The organism is Shigella sp. SIG6 (genome assembly GCF_053555815.1).
In genome coordinates this window covers 1-17927 of record NZ_JBQZXC010000074.1, presented here as the reverse complement: position 1 = coordinate 17927, position 17927 = coordinate 1, and the positions used below count along the sequence as shown (strand labels likewise).

The following is a 17927-nucleotide window of genomic DNA, read 5'->3' as shown; positions in this document are numbered from 1 at the left end:
GCCGGGTTCCCGGCATGTGTCTGGGCGCGGGGCGTTTTCCGACGCTCACCACTGAGGCGGTGGCATTAAGCAGCGGCGGCAGCAACGGTATTCTCGCCGCCCAGGCTTTATGGCAACTGTTGTTACCGCTTATTATTTTTGCCCTGACCGCGTTAGTCGCAAAATGGGTAGGTTATGTCAGACAAGGAATCCGCTAATGCTCTGCGTGAAAAATGTTTCGCTACGTTTACCAGAAAGCCGCTTGCTGACAAACGTTAACTTTACGGTTGATAAAGGTGACATCGTCACGTTAATGGGGCCGTCTGGCTGTGGAAAATCCACTCTGTTTTCATGGATGATTGGTGCACTGGCCGGACAGTTTTCTTGTACAGGTGAGCTATGGCTCAATGAGCAACGGATTGACATGCTACCCACCGCACAGCGTCAGATTGGCATTCTTTTTCAGGATGCACTGTTATTTGACCAGTTCAGCGTCGGGCAAAATTTACTGCTGGCGCTACCGGCGACACTTAAGGGGAATGCCCGACGTAATGCCGTGAATGATGCACTTGAGCGTTCAGGCCTTGACGGAGCTTTCCATCAGGATCCTGCCACTTTGTCTGGCGGTCAGCGAGCGCGCGTTGCTCTACTACGCGCCCTTCTCGCCCAGCCAAAAGCGTTACTCCTGGATGAGCCATTCAGCCGTCTTGATGTGGCTCTGCGCGATAATTTTCGCCAGTGGGTGTTCAGCGAAGTTCGCGCCCTGGCGATCCCCGTCGTTCAGGTAACGCACGATCTCCAGGATGTTCCTGCTGATAGTTCTGTTCTGGATATGGCGCAGTGGTCAGAAAATTACAACAAACTGCGATAACGCAAAGTTTTTCTCAATGCGTCAGTTCAGAATGGCGCACTCAAAACTACAATGTCGGGATTTTCGATGAAACGTGTTTCTCAAATGACCGCGCTGGCAATGGCTTTAGGGCTGGCTTGCGCTTCTTCGTGGGCCGCTGAACTGGCGAAGCCTCTTACACTTGACCAACTTCAGCAACAAAATGGCAAAGCGATAGATACTCGCCCCAGCGCGTTTTATAACGGCTGGCCACAAACCTTAAATGGCCCTTCTGGTCATGAACCTGCCGCCTTAAACCTCTCTGCTAGCTGGCTCGACAAAATGAGCACCGAACAGCTCAACGCGTGGATCAAGCAACATAACCTGAAAGCCGATGCCCCGGTGGCGCTGTACGGTAATGGCAAAGATGTCGACGCCGTCAAAACGCGACTGCAAAAAGCAGGTTTTACGCATATCTCCATTCTGAGTGACGCGCTAAGCGAACCTTCCCGTCTACAAAAACTGCCGCACTTTGAGCAGCTGGTTTATCCGCAATGGCTGCATGACCTGCAACAAGGTAAAGAGGTTACGGCGAAACCTGTCGGTGACTGGAAAGTCATTGAAGCGGCCTGGGGCGCTCCTAAGCTTTACCTTATCAGCCATATTCCTGGCGCTGACTACATCGATACCAACGAAGTGGAAAGCGAACCGCTGTGGAACAAAGTTTCTGATGAACAACTAAAAGCGATGCTGGCAAAACACGGCATTCGCCATGACACCACGGTCATTCTGTACGGGCGTGACGTATACGCTGGAGCGCGTGTGGCGCAAATAATGCTCTACGCAGGCGTGAAAGATGTGCGTCTGCTGGATGGCGGCTGGCAAACCTGGTCCGACGCGGGACTGCCTGTTGAGCGAGGAACGCCACCGAAAGTGAAAGCGGAACCGGATTTCGGCGTGAAGATCCCGGCACAACCGCAGTTGATGCTCGATATGGAACAGGCCCGTGGACTGCTGCATCGCCAGGATGCATCGCTGGTGAGCATTCGTTCGTGGCCAGAATTTATCGGTACGACCAGCGGTTACAGCTATATTAAACCAAAAGGTGAAATAGCCGGAGCACGTTGGGGACACGCTGGTAGCGACTCGACGCATATGGAAGATTTCCATAACCCGGATGGCACCATGCGTAGCGCCGATGATATTACCGCTATGTGGAAAGCATGGAATATCAAACCAGATCAGCAAGTTTCATTCTACTGCGGCACCGGCTGGCGCGCGTCCGAAACCTTTATGTACGCACGCGCCATGGGTTGGAAGAATGTTTCCGTGTATGACGGCGGCTGGTACGAATGGAGCAGCGATCCAAAAAATCCGGTTGCAACCGGTGAACGCGGCCCAGGCAGTAGCAAATAACATTGCAATTACTGACGCTGGAGCGACTTCAGCGTCAGATACCCACTCCACACCCGCGTAAAGGTCGTCATCCAGCACAACGCACCGAAGATCCACGCAAACCACGCAAACCATGCAGGGAATAAACATCCCAGCACAAACAGTAAGATCGTTTCTGTGCCTTCGGTTAATCCCCCCAGATAGTAAAACGACTTATGTGCATAACCGGGGTTATCAATCTGATGTTTTGCTGCCAGTGCAGCAAAGGCGAGAAAACTGCTGCCCGTGCCGATAAACGCAAACAACAACCAGCCGCCTGCCAGCGCATTTTGCTCCGGTGCAGCAAGAATAAAGCCAAACGGCACCAGCGCGTAAAAGAGAAAATCGAGAGAAATATCAAGAAAGCCGCCCGCGTCGGTAAGCCCTCTGCGCCGCGCCAGCGCACCGTCCAGACCATCAAGCAGCCTGTTCAACAAAATGACGACTAGCGCCGCCAGATACCAGCCCAGCGCCAGAAACGGCAGAGCCAGCACGCCGATGGCAAATCCCACTAATGTTAAACCATCTGGCGTAATGCCCGGTTTATCAAGAACCCGCACGCACTGATGCAACAACGGTTTAATCCGGGGATGAAGATGGCGGTCTAGCACAGGCACTCCTTAAATATAAAGCCTTTCTGATTGAGCAACAGTGCGGATATTATGGCATTTTTCGCTTATCTGCCCGTGTGTAATTTATGAAAATGATTGAAGTTGTTGCCGCCATCATTGAACGTGATGGCAAAATTTTACTCGCGCAACGCCCCGCCCAGAGCGATCAGGCGGGATTATGGGAGTTTGCCGGAGGTAAAGTCGAGCTGGATGAAAGCCAGCAGCAGGCGCTGGTGCGTGAGTTAAACGAAGAATTGGACATCGAAGCAACTGTGGGTGAGTATGTTGCCAGCCATCAGCGAGAAGTTTCGGGCCGGATTATCCATCTTCATGCCTGGCACGTACCCGACTTCCACGGGACGTTACAGGCACATGAACATCAGGCGCTGGTCTGGTGCTCACCTGAAGAGGCGCTGCAATATCCGCTGGCCCCTGCTGACATTCCATTATTAGAGGCGTTTATGGCTTTACGCGCCGCCAGAGCAGCGGATTAGTGCTAAGGGTTTTGTCATCACGCTGGCATTGCAGCAGTATTCCTTCGGCTTTAATTACCGCCCCTTCAGAATAATTTTGATCCTGATAAACGCAGCACTGAGTACAGGGCTGCGCTGACTGCCCGCCTGAACTGAACACTTCTGGCGGTACGTTTACCTCCACGTCCGGACGATAATGCGGGTTAGCCAGTGCAATTAATGGAAATGCTAATACTACGGCGAACAATGCTCGACTCACAGGGAACTCCTTAACGTTATTGTCTCTGCTACTGATAACGGTAGCCGGGTGGCAAAACTTTAGCGTCTGAGTTATCGCATTTGGTTATGAGATTACTCTCGTTATTAATTTGCTTTCCTGGGTCATTTTTTTCTTGCTTACCGTCACATTCTTGATGGTATAGTCGAAAACTGCAAAAGCACATGACATAAACAACATAAGCACAATCGTATTAATATATAAGGTTTTTATATCTATGGATCAGACATATTCTCTGGAGTCATTCCTCAACCATGTCCAAAAGCGCGACCCGAATCAAACCGAGTTCGCGCAAGCCGTTCGTGAAGTAATGACCACACTCTGGCCTTTTCTTGAACAAAATCCAAAATATCGCCAGATGTCATTACTGGAGCGTCTGGTTGAACCGGAGCGCGTGATCCAGTTTCGCGTGGTATGGGTTGATGATCGCAACCAGATACAGGTCAACCGTGCATGGCGTGTGCAGTTCAGCTCTGCCATCGGCCCGTACAAAGGCGGTATGCGCTTCCATCCGTCAGTTAACCTTTCCATTCTCAAATTCCTCGGCTTTGAACAAACCTTCAAAAATGCCCTGACTACCCTGCCGATGGGCGGTGGTAAAGGCGGCAGCGATTTCGATCCGAAAGGAAAAAGCGAAGGTAAAGTGATGCGTTTTTGCCAGGCGCTGATGACTGAACTGTATCGCCACCTGGGCGCGGATACCGACGTTCCGGCAGGTGATATCGGCGTTGGTGGTCGTGAAGTCGGCTTTATGGCGGGGATGATGAAAAAGCTCTCCAACAATACCGCCTGCGTCTTCACCGGTAAGGGCCTTTCATTTGGCGGTAGTCTTATTCGCCCGGAAGCTACCGGCTACGGTCTGGTTTATTTTAAAACGCCACGGTATGGGTTTTGAAGGGATGCGCGTTTCCGTTTCTGGCTCCGGCAACGTCGCCCAGTACGCTATCGAAAAAGCGATGGAATTTGGTGCTCGTGTGATCACTGCGTCAGACTCCAGCGGCACTGTAGTTGATGAAAGCGGATTCACGAAAGAGAAACTGGCACGTCTTATCGAAATCAAAGCCAGCCGCGATGGTCGAGTGGCAGATTACGCCAAAGAATTTGGTCTGGTCTATCTCGAAGGCCAACAGCCGTGGTCTGTACCGGTTGATATCGCCCTGCCTTGCGCCACCCAGAACGAACTGGATGTTGACGCCGCGCATCAGCTTATCGCCAATGGCGTTAAAGCCGTCGCTGAAGGGGCAAATATGCCGACCACCATCGAAGCGACTGAACTGTTCCAGCAGGCAGGCGTACTGTTTGCACCGGGTAAAGCGGCTAATGCTGGCGGTGTAGCAACGTCGGGCCTGGAAATGGCACAAAACGCTGCGCGCCTGGGCTGGAAAGCCGAGAAAGTTGGCGCACGTTTGCATCACATCATGCTGGATATCCACCATGCCTGTGTTGAGCATGGTGGTGAAGGTGAGCAAACCAACTACGTGCAGGGCGCGAACATTGCCGGTTTTGTGAAGGTTGCCGATGCGATGCTGGCGCAGGGTGTGATTTAAGTTGTAAATGCCTGATGGCGCTACGCTTATCAGGCCTACAGATGGGCACAATTCATTGCAGTTACGCTCTAATGTAGGCCGGGCAAGCGCAGCGCCCCCGGCAAAATTTCAGGCGTTTATGAGTATTTAACGGATGATGCTCCCCAGGGAACATTTCTTATGGGCCAACGGCATTTCTTACTGTAGTGCTCCCAAAACTGCTTGTCGTAACGATAACACGCTTCAAGTTCAGCATCCGTTAACTTTCTGCGATAGCAGCAGATATGCCAGTAAAGAAATCCCATTAGACTATTTTTTTGATAATCTTCTTCGCTTTCGAACAACTCGTGCGCCTTTCGAGAAGCAAGCATTATATAATGCCAGGCCAGTTCTTCTTCAATTGTCCCGTTTTGAAAAGCTGTGCTTGATATCGAGATCATCCATGATAATTCCGCCGCCCATATTAGCTTCGCCGAGGATTTACCGGAGCGATTATTAGCGCAATCAGAGATATAGTCTGAGGGAAAAACAGCAAATTTATTCAACAAGGCGATAACCTGCTCTGGGGCTTCCTCCATGTTTGCTTTAAAGGTATTGGCTCCATGGTCGCCAGAAAGAAAATGCTCCATTAAGGCACAATAACTTTCGCTATCTTCGATACCCCATTGATTCTCTAAAGACTCGCGTCTTTTACTGATGATATCGATCGAGTCAAAAGGAAGCACATGATATTGGAAGGTATCTTTGCCAGGTTCAGGCTTTCGCGGCCAGAACTCTAGCGTTTCAGACCATTGCTTATGATAGAATCGATAAGGTGCGATCAATTGTAGCGCCTGTAACTTCTCGATACTGAGCGGCTCAATACCTTTAGCCTGATAATAATGCAGTTGTTCTTTTTTTGCTTTAAAACCGGCCCGAACAATAAGCCCCATCATAATTAATAGATAAAGAAAAGAGCATCCCGCGGTAATCAGGCCTCTTTCATTCAAACCGTTGGATGTTATCGCTGCGAATACAAACATTACAGCGACAACACATGTTAAATAAAACCCCCACTTACAAAGCAGCATGGCCTTATTTTCTTTAATCTCCCGTTCAAAATTACTATTAAATATTCCCCAGCCATTAAAAGAATACTTCTCGCTCCCAGGATGGTTTTGTAATAAAACTGTTTTCATCACATTCCCTGTTATTACATACTTTAGAGGCGATAATTTTATCCATGCAAAAAAAATATCCAACGAATTTTCTTGATCCGCTGGATATTTCAGAATATGACTCGAATAGCACGAAAGATTCGCTCGCTTACGCTATCGCCCCGCTTCCGGCTTCATCTGCTGGCGGACTTTTTTTCGCACTACGTTTACGCGGTGCAGCCTTTTTCTTATCAGCACTGCCACCACTGCCCGGAGCCACAATGCCGCGAAACTGCCGCACCGGCGTACGTTTGGCTTGATCAATAAGCTGATATAGCGTCCCCACCAGCGGCTGCATAAAGTCCTGATAGCGACACTGCTTTTCGCTGATTTGCGTCAGCACCGATTCCCAGTGCGCGGTCATGTCCGGTCGCGTCGCCATTTCTGGCAGCGAATGGAATAACGCTTTTCCGGCGTCGGTGGAGTGGATATAGCGCCCTTTTTTGGTCAGAAAACCACGCTTGAACAGCAGTTCAATAATCCCGGCACGGGTTGCTTCTGTCCCCAGACCATCGGTCGCACGAAGGACCTTTTTCAGATCTTTGTCCTGCACAAAGCGCGCGATCCCGGTCATCGCCGAAAGCAGTGTTGCATCGGTAAAATGGCGCGGCGGCTGGGTTTGCCGCTCTACCACTTCACCTTTTTCACACAGCAACTCATCGCCTTTCGCCACCACAGGCAATGGCGTGCCGTCGTTTTCTTCATCGTGCTCTTTGCTGCCTAACAGCGTGCGCCAGCCTGCTTCAGCAAGAAAACGGGCTTTAGCGACAAATTTGCTTTTGGCAATGTCCAGTTCGATAACACACTTGCGGAACACCGCATCCGGGCAGAACTGCATCAGGTATTGACGGGCAATCAGGTTATAGACCTTCGCTTCGTTCTCCGTCAGGTTGATCGCAGAACTCCGTGCGGTCGGGATGATGGCGTGGTGCGCATCGACCTTTTTGTCATCCCAACAGCGGTTGCGTATATCTGGATCTACCACTGGCTGCGGCAACAGATCCGGTGCATGAACGCTGATGGCATTCATCACCGCGTGGCGTCCGGCAAAATGTTCTTCTGGCAAATAGCGACAATCGGAACGCGGATAAGTGATTAGCTTGTGCGTTTCGTACAGCTTCTGGCAGATATCAAGCACGTTCTGCGCGCTCAGACCGAAGCGTTTTGCCGCTTCAATCTGCAACGCCGAAAGCGAAAACGGCAGCGGCGCGGATTCTGATTCCCGTTTATCGTTATAGCTGGTGACAATAGCCGGTTGACCACTAATGCGGTTAACCACATGCTCCGCCAGTGGACGATGTAACAAGCGCCCTTCTTCATCCTGGTACGGTTCACACGCTTCGCTCGGTTGCCAGATAGCGGTAAACCGCTCATCGGCAGGTGTCACGATATGTGCTTTGACTTCAAAGAAGTCTTTCGCCACGAAGTTTTCAATCTCTTCATCGCGGCGCACCACCAGCCCGAGCACGGGTGTCTGCACGCGTCCCACGGAAAGTACGCCCTGATAACCGGCATTGCGACCGAGAATGGTATACGCACGGGTCATATTGATGCCGTACAGCCAGTCGGCACGCGCTCGCGCCAGCGCAGAAACGCACAATGGCACAAACTCACTGTTGGAACGAAGACGGTCGATCGCCCGCTCAACCGCCTGCGGGTTCAGGTCGTTTATCAAGCAACGCTGCACCTGCTGGCGCTTTTCCGGTGCCAGTTGCAGATAGTCCAGCACTTCATCCACCAGCAATTGCCCTTCACGATCCGGGTCCCCGGCGTGAACGATTTCGCTGGCTTCATGCAGGAAGCGTTTGATGACGTTAAGTTGTTTGGTCACGGAGGGTCGTGGCTGTAATTGCCACTTTTCCGGGACAATCGGCAAATCCGCAAGATTCCAGCGCGCATAGCGGCTGTCGTAGGCGTCTGGCTGCGCCTGCTCAAGCAGGTGACCGATACACCAAGTCACCACCTGACCATTACCGCACTCGATAAAGCCATCGCCTTTCCGGTGCGGTTTGGGCAGGACATCAGCAATGGCGCGCGCCAGACTCGGTTTTTCGGCAATAAACAACCGCATTGAATTAACGGATCTCAACCATGGCACGACCGCCGCGCGCTGGCACCAGTTCGCCAATCGCCGTCAGTTCAATGCCAAACTCGGCGGCTGTAGTTTTAACCTCATTTTCTGCTTCCGGCATGACCGCCAGCAGCAAACCGCCAGAAGTTTGCGGATCGCACAGCAGATCGCGCACTTCACGCGGCATTTCACCCATCAGATGACCGTAGCTGGCAAAGTTACGTTCAGTGCCGCCAGGTACTGCGCCCAACTTAATGTACTCTTCAACACCGGGGAGTTTCGGGATCGCTTCATAGTCGACGCGTGCCTGCACACCAGCCCCCTGACACATTTCGCTCAAGTGGCCCAGCAGACCAAAGCCCGTAACGTCGGTCATCGCTTTTACGCCTTCGATGTTGGCAAAGGACGCGCCTGCGATGTTCATCCGGCACATCACTTCCGTCGCCAGTCCCTGATGTTCTGGTTTCAACAGTGATTTTTTCTCAGCCGTGGTAAGAACGCCGATCCCCAGCGGTTTCGTCAGGAACAGTTTGCATCCGGCTTGTGCGGTACTGTTTTTCTTCACCCGCTCGGTCGGTACGATCCCCGTTACCGCCAGACCAAAAATCGGCTCCGGCGCATCGATGGAGTGACCGCCAGCCAGCGCAATACCCGCCTGACGGCATGCATAGCGTCCACCTTCGGTTACTTCGCGGGCAATTTCCGGGGAAAGTTTGTTAATCGGCCAGCCGAGGATCGCAATCGCCATAATCGGTTTGCCCCCCATCGCGAAGATATCGCTGATGGCGTTAGTCGCCGCAATGCGGCCAAAATCGAAAGGATTATCAACGATCGGCATAAAGAAGTCGGTGGTACTGATAACGCTGGTGCCATTGCCCAGATCGTACACCGCCGCATCGTCGCGGGTTTCATTACCCACAAGCAAATTCGGATCAACAAACTTCGCCTGCTCACTGTGCAGGATGGTTTCCAACACTTTTGGGGAAATTTTACAGCCGCAACCAGCTCCGTGGCTGTATTGGGTCAAACGAATCGAGTTCTCGCTCATGGACATCTCCTGTCAATGCAATCCGGGTATGGTAACCCTCATTCCGTGAAGTGATAAGTGAGAGTGTCTGAATTCCTGCGCCTTTGCTCACAATCCAGACAGTTTCGCGACAATTATCAGAAATAAGTTACAAACGGCGTCGGGTCCGGGACGTTAATCGACGTAGATGCTTTCAACTGCGGCGTGCCGAGGTAGAGAAAACCGACAATTTTATCCTGCTCACGGCAACCGAATGCTTCACGCACTACCGGACTTTCAGTTAATGCGCCACTGCGCCAGATGCCGCCAAATCCCTGGGCAACAGCTGCCATTTGCATCGCCATGACCGCGCATCCGGCAGACATTTCCTGTTCCCATCGCGGGACTTTATGATTTTCTTTGCATTTCGCCACCACCGTGATGATGAGCGGTGCGCGGAACGGCGCATTACGGGCTTTGTCGATAGCTTTATCATCACTACCGGCAGCAATCGCCCCCTGTTCCAGTACGGCGCTGAAACGCTCGCACCCTTCCCCTTCAATCACAAAAAAATGCCACGGTTGCATGGACTTATGGTCCGGCGCACGCATACCCGCACGCAGGATGTTTTGCAGTTGTTCACCCGTTGGCGCGGGTTCAGCCAGGCGGGAGGCGCTACGGCGATTGATCAATAGTTCGAGTGCATCCATTTGATTAACTCCTGTCGTGATATTTATTCACAAAATTAACACGAGAGTGGATTTTGTTACAGCACAGTCCGCAATTCCTGCTGACAAGTGCCGGTTGGGTCATTACGATAACCACATCTATTGCGCCTGTGACAGGTGTGACCTTAAGTTGGGAGAATACATGCGAACCCTTTGGCGATTTATTGCCGGATTTTTTAAATGGACGTGGCGTCTGCTGAATTTCGTCCGTGAAATGGTACTTAACCTGTTCTTTATTTTCCTCGTACTGGTTGGTGTGGGGATCTGGATGCAGGTCAGTGGTGGTGATTCGAAAGAAACGGCCAGTCGTGGCGCACTGCTGCTGGACATTTCTGGTGTGATCGTCGATAAACCAGACAGTTCTCAGCGGTTTAGTAAATTAAGCCGCCAGCTGCTTGGTGCCAGTTCCGATCGTCTGCAGGAAAACTCACTGTTTGATATCGTCAACACCATTCGCCAGGCGAAGGACGACCGCAATATCACCGGTATCGTGATGGATCTGAAAAACTTCGCAGGCGGCGACCAGCCGTCTATGCAGTACATCGGCAAAGCCCTGAAAGAGTTTCGTGACAGCGGGAAACCGGTTTATGCCGTTGGCGAGAACTACAGCCAGGGGCAATATTATCTCGCCAGTTTCGCCAATAAAATTTGGCTGTCACCGCAAGGCGTGGTTGATCTGCACGGTTTTGCTACCAACGGTCTGTACTACAAATCGTTGCTGGATAAGCTGAACGTTTCCACCCATGTGTTCCGCGTGGGTACGTATAAATCTGCCGTTGAACCGTTTATTCGTGATGATATGTCACCGGCAGCCCGCGAAGCTGACAGCCGCTGGATTGGTGAGCTGTGGCAAAACTATCTGAATACTGTTGCCGCTAACCGGCAGATCCCTGCTCAGCAGGTATTCCCTGGCGCGCAAGGGTTGCTTGAGGGTTTAACCAAAACCGGTGGCGATACCGCGAAATATGCACTGGAAAACAAGCTGGTCGATGCACTGGCATCGAGTGCCGAAATCGAAAAAGCTCTGACCAAAGAGTTCGGCTGGAGTAAGACTGATAAAAATTATCGCGCCATCAGTTATTACGATTACGCATTGAAAACGCCGGCAGATACCGGTGACAGCATCGGTGTCGTCTTCGCTAATGGCGCAATTATGGATGGCGAGGAAACTCAGGGGAATGTTGGCGGTGATACCACTGCGGCACAAATCCGCGACGCTCGCCTTGACCCGAAAGTGAAAGCGATTGTCCTGCGTGTTAATAGCCCAGGCGGCAGCGTTACCGCGTCTGAAGTGATTCGCGCTGAACTGGCAGCAGCCCGGGCAGCGGGTAAGTCTGTGGTTGTATCGATGGGCGGCATGGCGGCATCTGGTGGTTACTGGATTTCCACGCCAGCTAATTACATTGTGGCTAACCCCAGCACCCTGACCGGTTCTATCGGTATCTTCGGCGTGATCACCACCGTAGAAAATAGTCTGGATTCGATTGGTGTTCATACTGATGGTGTCTCAACTTCACCGCTGGCGGATGTTTCTATCACCAGGGCACTGCCGCCGGAAGCGCAGCAGATGATGCAATTAAGCATTGAGAATGGCTATAAACGCTTTATCACGCTGGTTGCTGATGCGCGTCATTCGACGCCGGAGCAAATTGATAAAATCGCCCAGGGCCACGTCTGGACCGGTCAGGATGCAAAAGCTAACGGGCTGGTCGATAGTCTCGGGGATTTCGATGATGCGGTTGCCAAAGCAGCAGAGCTCGCAAAAGTGAAACAGTGGCATCTGGAATACTACGTTGATGAACCGACCTTCTTCGACAAAGTGATGGACAACATGTCTGGTTCTGTCCGGGCAATGTTGCCAGATGCGTTCCAGGCCATGTTACCTGCACCGCTTGCCTCGGTAGCCTCTACCGTTAAAAGTGAAAGCGACAAGCTGGCCGCGTTTAACGACCCACAAAACCGTTATGCGTTTTGCCTGACCTGCGCCAACGTGCGTTAAGTCTTGTACTGAGTGGCCGACAGATCGTCGGCCACATTATTTTTTACCTCGACGAATCCTCTTCCCGCTGTCTCGCCCCATATTTCCTTATCCGCATAGTATCAGGTGCGCTCCTCCTGCCTCACGTATATACTTTTGCTCTTTCGATATCATTCATATCAATATCATGCAAAAGAAATCAATTTACGTCGCCTACACGGGCGGGACCATCGGGATGCAGCGTTCCGAGCAGGGTTATATTCCGGTGTCAGGTCATCTACAACGCCAACTGGCGCTGATGCCGGAATTCCATCGCCCGGAGATGCCAGATTTCACCATTCATGAATATACGCCGTTGATGGATTCTTCTGATATGACGCCGGAAGACTGGCAGCATATTGCTGAAGATATTAAAGCGCACTATGACGACTATGATGGTTTTGTCATTCTACACGGTACCGACACGATGGCGTATACCGCCTCTGCGCTGTCGTTCATGCTCGAGAATCTCGGTAAACCGGTCATTGTGACAGGGTCACAAATCCCGCTGGCTGAGTTACGCTCTGACGGACAAATTAATCTGCTGAATGCGTTGTACGTTGCGGCGAATTATCCGATCAACGAAGTAACGCTCTTTTTCAATAACCGATTGTATCGCGGCAACCGCACTACCAAAGCCCATGCCGATGGTTTTGATGCGTTTGCCTCTCCAAACCTTCCTCCGTTACTGGAAGCTGGTATCCATATTCGTCGTTTGAATACGCCACCCGCCCCGCACGGTGAAGGGGAATTAATCGTTCATCCAATCACGCCACAACCAATTGGCATAGTGACGATTTATCCAGGGATTTCTGCTGACGTCGTGCGCAATTTTCTGCGCCAACCGGTGAAAGCATTGATTCTGCGCTCCTATGGCGTGGGTAATGCGCCACAAAACAAAGCCTTCCTGCAGGAATTACAAGAAGCCAGCGATCGCGGTATTGTGGTGGTCAACCTGACACAATGTATGTCCGGTAAAGTGAATATGAGTGGTTATGCCACCGGTAACGCCCTCGCCCATGCCGGCGTTATTGGCGGTGCAGATATGACTGTAGAAGCCACGCTAACCAAACTGCATTACCTGCTGAGCCAAGAACTGGATACTGAAACCATTCGCAAGGCCATGAGCCAAAACCTGCGCGGCGAACTGACGCCGGATGATTAAGGAGACTGCAATGCCCCATCGCGCCCTGTTACTGGTCGATTTACAAAATGATTTCTGTGCTGGTGGCGCGCTCGCCGTACCGGAAGGTGACAGTACGGTGGAGGTTGCTAACCGCCTTATTGACTGGTGCCAGTCGCGCGGAGAAGCGGTTATCGCCAGCCAGGACTGGCATCCGGCGAATCACGGCAGCTTTGCCAGCCAGCACGGCGTAGAGCCTTATACGCCAGGCCAACTCGACGGCCTGCGGCAAACTTTCTGGCCTGAACACTGTGTGCAGAACAGTGAAGGCGCACAATTACATCCGTTACTGAATCAAAAAGAGATCGCAGCGGTGTTCCATAAAGGCGAAAATCCTTTAGTTGACAGTTACAGTGCCTTTTTTGATAACGGACGTCGGCAGAAAACCGCGCTTGATGACTGGTTGCGCGATCATGAAATCGATGAATTGATCGTTATGGGCCTGGCTACTGACTATTGCGTGAAGTTTACCGTGCTGGACGCGTTACAGTTAGGTTATAAGGTAAACGTGATTACCGATGGCTGTCGTGGCGTGAATATCCAGCCCCAGGACAGTGCACACGCGTTTATGGAGATGTCAGCAGCTGGGGCAACGCTATATACGCTGGCAGACTGGGAAGAGACGCAGGGGTAATTTTACGCTGGCCTACAATTCTGTACTGGCATTGTAGGCCAAATAAAACACGTCAGTGGTACATCTGGCAATTGATGCCATCAACGAAAGATTTAATTCACCTCAGAAATCTCTTCCAGCGACACCTTCCGCGTTTCGATGCCAAAAATGGAGAGAACCAGCGCACAGAGCACTAACATGACACCAAGCACCATAAACACCGTGATCGACCCATAATGTGTTAATAATGCCGCAACGCCATAGGGCGTGAAAACTGCGACGATCCGTCCGACGGCATTAACGAAACCCGAACCGCGCAGGCGTAAATGCGTTGGCCAAAGCTCCGGGATATAAACCGCCGACGCGAAGCAAACATACATGTATAAAAAGAAGATCATCACCAGACCATAGATTAAAATCGCCCACTCTGTAGTCTGACTTGAATAGATATAGCCTAACACGGCAATAATAATAAGTAAGGCGGAGCCAAATAATCGACGAGGAAAATGATCAATAATTAATGCCGCAATAAATATTCCTACCGGAGTACCAATCATAATAACAGCGGTCATTAATATTGATTTATCGACATCAATGCCGGAGTTAACAAATATGGTCGGTATCCATACGGTAATGGTATAAAGCGAAATGTTCATTGCAATTAAAACAGTTATCGCAACTAATGTACGTCGTAACATTTCCCCTTTAAACAGGAGCCAGAAGGTACCCTTGATTACCTTAACCTTGCTGTTGCTCTGGTTCAAAGTAAGCTGGGGTAAACGAATACTCTTCTCCCTTTCAATTTGCTGCTCTACTTCACGAAGTTGGCTTTCTGCACCGGCGATTTGCCCTTTCCCTGCCAGCCATCGTGGCGACTCGATAAAGTATTTACCTGAGAGAAACCAGGCTAACAGTATGCCAATACCACCCAGAAGAAACATTATTCGCCAACTAAAAAAAGCGATAACCACCACGCCTATCGCCGCAGACAGCATGGGCGACCAGTTACCAACAAATGAGAGCCGCGCGGACCATTTTCCACGCACCGTCGCGGGGATAAACTCCGTAAATGAGGCATAGCCAACCATAATCAGCGCCCCCATTCCTGTTCCCATCAGGAAGCGAAAGAAAATGAGCCAGTACATATCAGGGACAAAAGCGGCCCCTGTTGCAGCAATACCGACGATGAGAAGATTTATGCGAAACGCCCTGCGCCGCCCAAAGTAGTCACCAATAAACCCACCAGTAAGTGAGCCGATGAAATAACCAAACATTAATGCCGAGGTAAAGGCGGCATTGAGGAAATTATTTGACCATCCATTGCTTACCAGCTTTGCTAAGACGACATTACCTGAGTAACTCAAAAACCCCGTTAATAACAGACTAAAGCTTATTATACCAAATATACGATAATGAAACCGGGCCAAAGGCAAGCGGTCCAGTCTTGCGCCAATTTGATCATATTGTTCCATTGGGTGCCTCGGATTTGCTATAAAAGGTAGCAATTGCGGCAAATTCACTTGCCGCATCTTTATCATCATTTTATTTCCAGGCGCAGGAACAAATAATATTGACAACGTGTGCTTAAATTACCACACCAGCTGGATATTATTGTCTTTGCAAAATGCTATCCACTCTGCACCCGGTGATTTATCAGTTATTATATAATTAATATGACTAAAGTCAGCTAACTGGACAAAAGCTTTACGATCAAACTTAGAGTGATCAACCAATAACGCAACTTCTGTCGCCTGACGGATCATTGTCTTTTTGATTTCAGCTTCCGCTTCATTAGAGTCCAGCGCGCCGCTGTTAATATCAAGACCTTTACAACTCATTACCATGATATCGACATGGTAGCGGCTGATGATCTCTTTAGTAATTCTTCCTTGCAGGGAAAGTGTATTTTTGTTTAGTTCCCCACCCGTTGAAACGACTTTAATTTCTGACTGAGCCAGAACATGAATCGCTTCCGCCGAGTTGGTTAGCAACGTCAGGTCACTACGGTCCTGTAACAATTTGAGCAATTCCATTACGGTACTACTGGAATCGGCTGCCATGGTGGTTTTATTGTCGATAAAGGGTAGTGCCTTGCGTGCAATAAGCTGCTTCTCTTCATAAAACGATGAAGCGCGCTTATAAAAATGGATATTCTCCGTCAACACCGCTGTATTTAAAACAGCACCACCATAGGTTCTGGTCAAAAAGCCTTCATCTTCCAGCTTCTCAAGATCGCGGCGAATGGTTTCTTCGGTTACCTGAAAAATCCCACTCAAATTTGAGACTGTCACCTTTTTATCGTTGGCAACCATTTGCTTAATTGCCTGAATCCTGTCTTTTGCCGCCACGATTACACCCCTGTATCTTTTTACATCACATTAGCGCGATTATCGCATAACCGATGTTTACTTTCAAAATAACCTATTTGAATCACAGATTTTCATCACAGTTTTCACAGAAACAGAGGTGAATCGTGTTGAGTATTTAACGCTCCAGGGCCTCTGCCATTTCCCTCATCAATGTTGCGTCTGCATCCGATAAGTTGATATTCAGTGCCGCGACATTTTCGCGTACCTGTTCCGGTGCAGTAGCCCCACTAAGAATGGAGATTAAATCACTCTGTTTTAATATCCACGCCAGTGCCAGAGTGGGAATTGTGCACTGATAACGAGCACAAAGTGGCTGCCACTGTTCAAGCATATCAATCACTTTCAGCATGTTTTCACGCTGGAACCAGACTTTATTTGCCCGAGCGCCGCCCGGAACGTAATCACGAGTGATGGTGCCGGTCAACAATCCCTGCTCTAGCGGGGAATAAACCTGAACCACAATGCCATTATCACGACATAGCGGCAGCAGTTCGTTTTCCATTGCCCGGTCGAGAATACTGTATTTCGCCTGAATAATATCCAGTTCACCATATTGCAGATACTCGCGGATATGGTCAGCATCGACGTTAGCAGCGCCTATAGCGCGAATTTTCCCTTCAGCCTTTAACTCATTAAGCACTGCGACAGTTTCAGCTATCGGCGTAAAAAATGGCGGCACCGACTGCCAGTGCGTCATATAAATATCGATGTAATCAATACCCAGACGTTGCAAGCTGGCTTCTACCTCTTCGCGGATAGATTCCGGGGAAAGGTTTTTATACAACTGCCGATCGCCAACTTTGTTGAATAAACTTCCTTTTCGTTCCCAGACAATGCCGCATTTGGTTTCTACTACAACCTGTTCACGGGGCAGTTTTTTTAACGCCTGACCGACGATAACTTCACTATTGCCAAAGTTATATCCTAGCGCAGTATCAATCAGATTAATGCCACAACGATGGGCTTCAAGAATCGTATCAATACATATTTGCCGATCGAGATCGCCATTCCATGCAGGACCGCCGCCAATGGCCCATGTCCCCAACCCCATTCGCGAAAGCGTTATATCCGTTGTGCCTAAAGGTATCTTTTTCATTTGCCTTCATTATCCTTCGTATTCTTCCAGCAATTGTTCGACCAGCTTTCTGTTTTTTACGCCGGTGGTGGCACCGACGCTTAGAACCGAGATAGCCGCCGTTGCATTGGCAAAGCGTGCGCATTCACGCAGATTTTTGCCTTCTAACAGTGCCGCAATAAAACCTGAAGCAAAGTTATCGCCCGCGCCAATGGTGTCGATGGCGGTTATTCCTGCGACCGCCGGCACCTTCATCGTCATGTCACCACGCTTGATAAAGCAGCCGTCTTTACCCGTTTTAATCACCACCGTTTTTACGCCGCACGCAAGAAAGCAGTCAGCAATTTCATCCAGTGTCTCTTTCCCTGTGAGTAATTTTGCCTCGGCAAAATTTGGAAACAGATAATCGACATAACTCAATGCTTCGCAAATATCATCCAGCGTTTCATTCAACCGCGGTTTGATCATATCGGCACAAATGATCATCTGCCGGGCTTTCGCTTGCGTAAAAATTTCTGTTAGCGCTTTACCATCCAATAG

16 protein-coding genes and 2 pseudogenes are annotated in these 17927 nt (G+C 50.2%); 8 read left to right on the top strand and 10 right to left on the bottom strand.

All coding sequences use genetic code 11. The features are described 5' to 3' along the window. From ACUU1M_RS12980 to ynjE, 3 genes and pseudogenes are all read left to right on the top strand, one after another. Positions 1–197, top strand: a pseudogene (locus ACUU1M_RS12980) (thiamine ABC transporter permease); the annotation flags it as partial. Then, positions 197–850 carry an ATP-binding cassette domain-containing protein gene (locus ACUU1M_RS12975; RefSeq protein ID WP_004972005.1) on the top strand — a complete coding sequence of 218 codons (654 nt, stop codon included), beginning with the start codon at positions 197–199 and terminating at the stop codon, positions 848–850. The pseudogene ACUU1M_RS12980 and the gene ACUU1M_RS12975, both read left to right, overlap by 1 nt. A gap of 66 nt (positions 851–916) precedes the next feature. After that, positions 917–2224 (top strand): thiosulfate sulfurtransferase YnjE, encoded by a 1308-nt coding sequence (gene ynjE / locus ACUU1M_RS12970; protein WP_005102264.1) that lies wholly within the window; start codon positions 917–919, stop codon positions 2222–2224. 8 nt (positions 2225–2232) lie between these two features. Here the strand turns inward: ynjE and ACUU1M_RS12965 are convergent, their stop codons facing one another. After that, positions 2233–2853, bottom strand: coding sequence for a CDP-alcohol phosphatidyltransferase family protein (locus ACUU1M_RS12965; protein WP_001307836.1), 621 nt, complete (start codon positions 2851–2853; stop codon positions 2233–2235). Between the two features lie 86 nt (positions 2854–2939). On the opposite strand from ACUU1M_RS12965, the gene nudG reads away from it, so the two are divergent. Then, positions 2940–3347: a CTP pyrophosphohydrolase gene (gene nudG / locus ACUU1M_RS12960; RefSeq protein WP_000781873.1), complete on the top strand. Its 408-nt coding sequence runs from the start codon at positions 2940–2942 to the stop codon at positions 3345–3347. Here the strand turns inward: nudG and ACUU1M_RS12955 are convergent. Next, on the bottom strand, positions 3313–3585 hold the full coding sequence (locus ACUU1M_RS12955) for a YnjH family protein (RefSeq protein WP_000085238.1): 273 nt from the start codon (positions 3583–3585) through the stop codon (positions 3313–3315). The genes nudG and ACUU1M_RS12955 overlap by 35 nt on opposite strands. Positions 3586–3820: 235 nt before the next feature. Here ACUU1M_RS12955 and gdhA point away from each other — a divergent pair. After that, positions 3821–5150 (top strand): annotated as a pseudogene (gdhA, locus tag ACUU1M_RS12950) (NADP-specific glutamate dehydrogenase). A gap of 116 nt (positions 5151–5266) precedes the next feature. Here gdhA and ACUU1M_RS12945 read toward each other — a convergent pair. The 4 genes from ACUU1M_RS12945 to ACUU1M_RS12930 all read right to left on the bottom strand — a co-directional run bounded on the left by ACUU1M_RS12945 (position 5267) and on the right by ACUU1M_RS12930 (position 10112). Then, entirely contained in the window at positions 5267–6307 is a 1041-nt protein-coding gene (locus tag ACUU1M_RS12945) for a DUF1266 domain-containing protein (RefSeq protein ID WP_000859699.1), read from the bottom strand. A 127-nt stretch (positions 6308–6434) separates the two neighbouring features. Beyond that, complete coding sequence (topB, locus tag ACUU1M_RS12940) at positions 6435–8396, bottom strand: DNA topoisomerase III (RefSeq protein WP_001235815.1); 1962 nt, start codon at positions 8394–8396, stop codon at positions 6435–6437. A gap of 4 nt (positions 8397–8400) precedes the next feature. Then, positions 8401–9444, bottom strand: a complete 1044-nt coding sequence (selD, locus tag ACUU1M_RS12935) for a selenide, water dikinase SelD (RefSeq protein WP_001370476.1) — start codon at positions 9442–9444, stop codon at positions 8401–8403. Between the two features lie 116 nt (positions 9445–9560). After that, entirely contained in the window at positions 9561–10112 is a 552-nt protein-coding gene (locus ACUU1M_RS12930; RefSeq protein WP_000339264.1) for an NAD(P)H nitroreductase, read from the bottom strand. A 160-nt stretch (positions 10113–10272) separates the two neighbouring features. Between ACUU1M_RS12930 and sppA the strand changes: the two genes are divergently transcribed. From sppA to pncA, 3 genes are all read left to right on the top strand, one after another. Continuing rightward, positions 10273–12129, top strand: a complete 1857-nt coding sequence (sppA, locus tag ACUU1M_RS12925; protein ID WP_001259844.1) for a signal peptide peptidase SppA — start codon at positions 10273–10275, stop codon at positions 12127–12129. A gap of 166 nt (positions 12130–12295) precedes the next feature. Then, the gene (gene ansA, locus ACUU1M_RS12920) at positions 12296–13312 is read left to right on the top strand and encodes an asparaginase (protein WP_001170156.1); all 1017 of its coding nucleotides are present in this window, start codon (positions 12296–12298) and stop codon (positions 13310–13312) included. Positions 13313–13322: 10 nt separating this feature from the next. Continuing rightward, on the top strand, positions 13323–13964 hold the full coding sequence (gene pncA / locus ACUU1M_RS12915) for a bifunctional nicotinamidase/pyrazinamidase (RefSeq protein ID WP_001120536.1): 642 nt from the start codon (positions 13323–13325) through the stop codon (positions 13962–13964). Positions 13965–14056: 92 nt separating this feature from the next. Here the strand turns inward: pncA and ACUU1M_RS12910 are convergent, their stop codons facing one another. From ACUU1M_RS12910 to ACUU1M_RS12895, 4 genes are all read right to left on the bottom strand, one after another. Continuing rightward, a complete protein-coding gene (locus ACUU1M_RS12910; RefSeq protein WP_152028974.1) occupies positions 14057–15415 on the bottom strand; it encodes an MFS transporter in 1359 nt (452 codons plus the stop codon). 117 nt (positions 15416–15532) lie between these two features. After that, positions 15533–16291, bottom strand: coding sequence for a DeoR/GlpR family DNA-binding transcription regulator (locus tag ACUU1M_RS12905; protein ID WP_000719102.1), 759 nt, complete (start codon positions 16289–16291; stop codon positions 15533–15535). Positions 16292–16427: 136 nt separating this feature from the next. Continuing rightward, entirely contained in the window at positions 16428–17408 is a 981-nt protein-coding gene (gene ydjG / locus ACUU1M_RS12900; protein ID WP_000723702.1) for an NADH-dependent methylglyoxal reductase, read from the bottom strand. 9 nt (positions 17409–17417) lie between these two features. After that, positions 17418–17927: PfkB family carbohydrate kinase (locus tag ACUU1M_RS12895; protein ID WP_032233946.1), on the bottom strand; the 510-nt coding region annotated here is incomplete at its 5' end.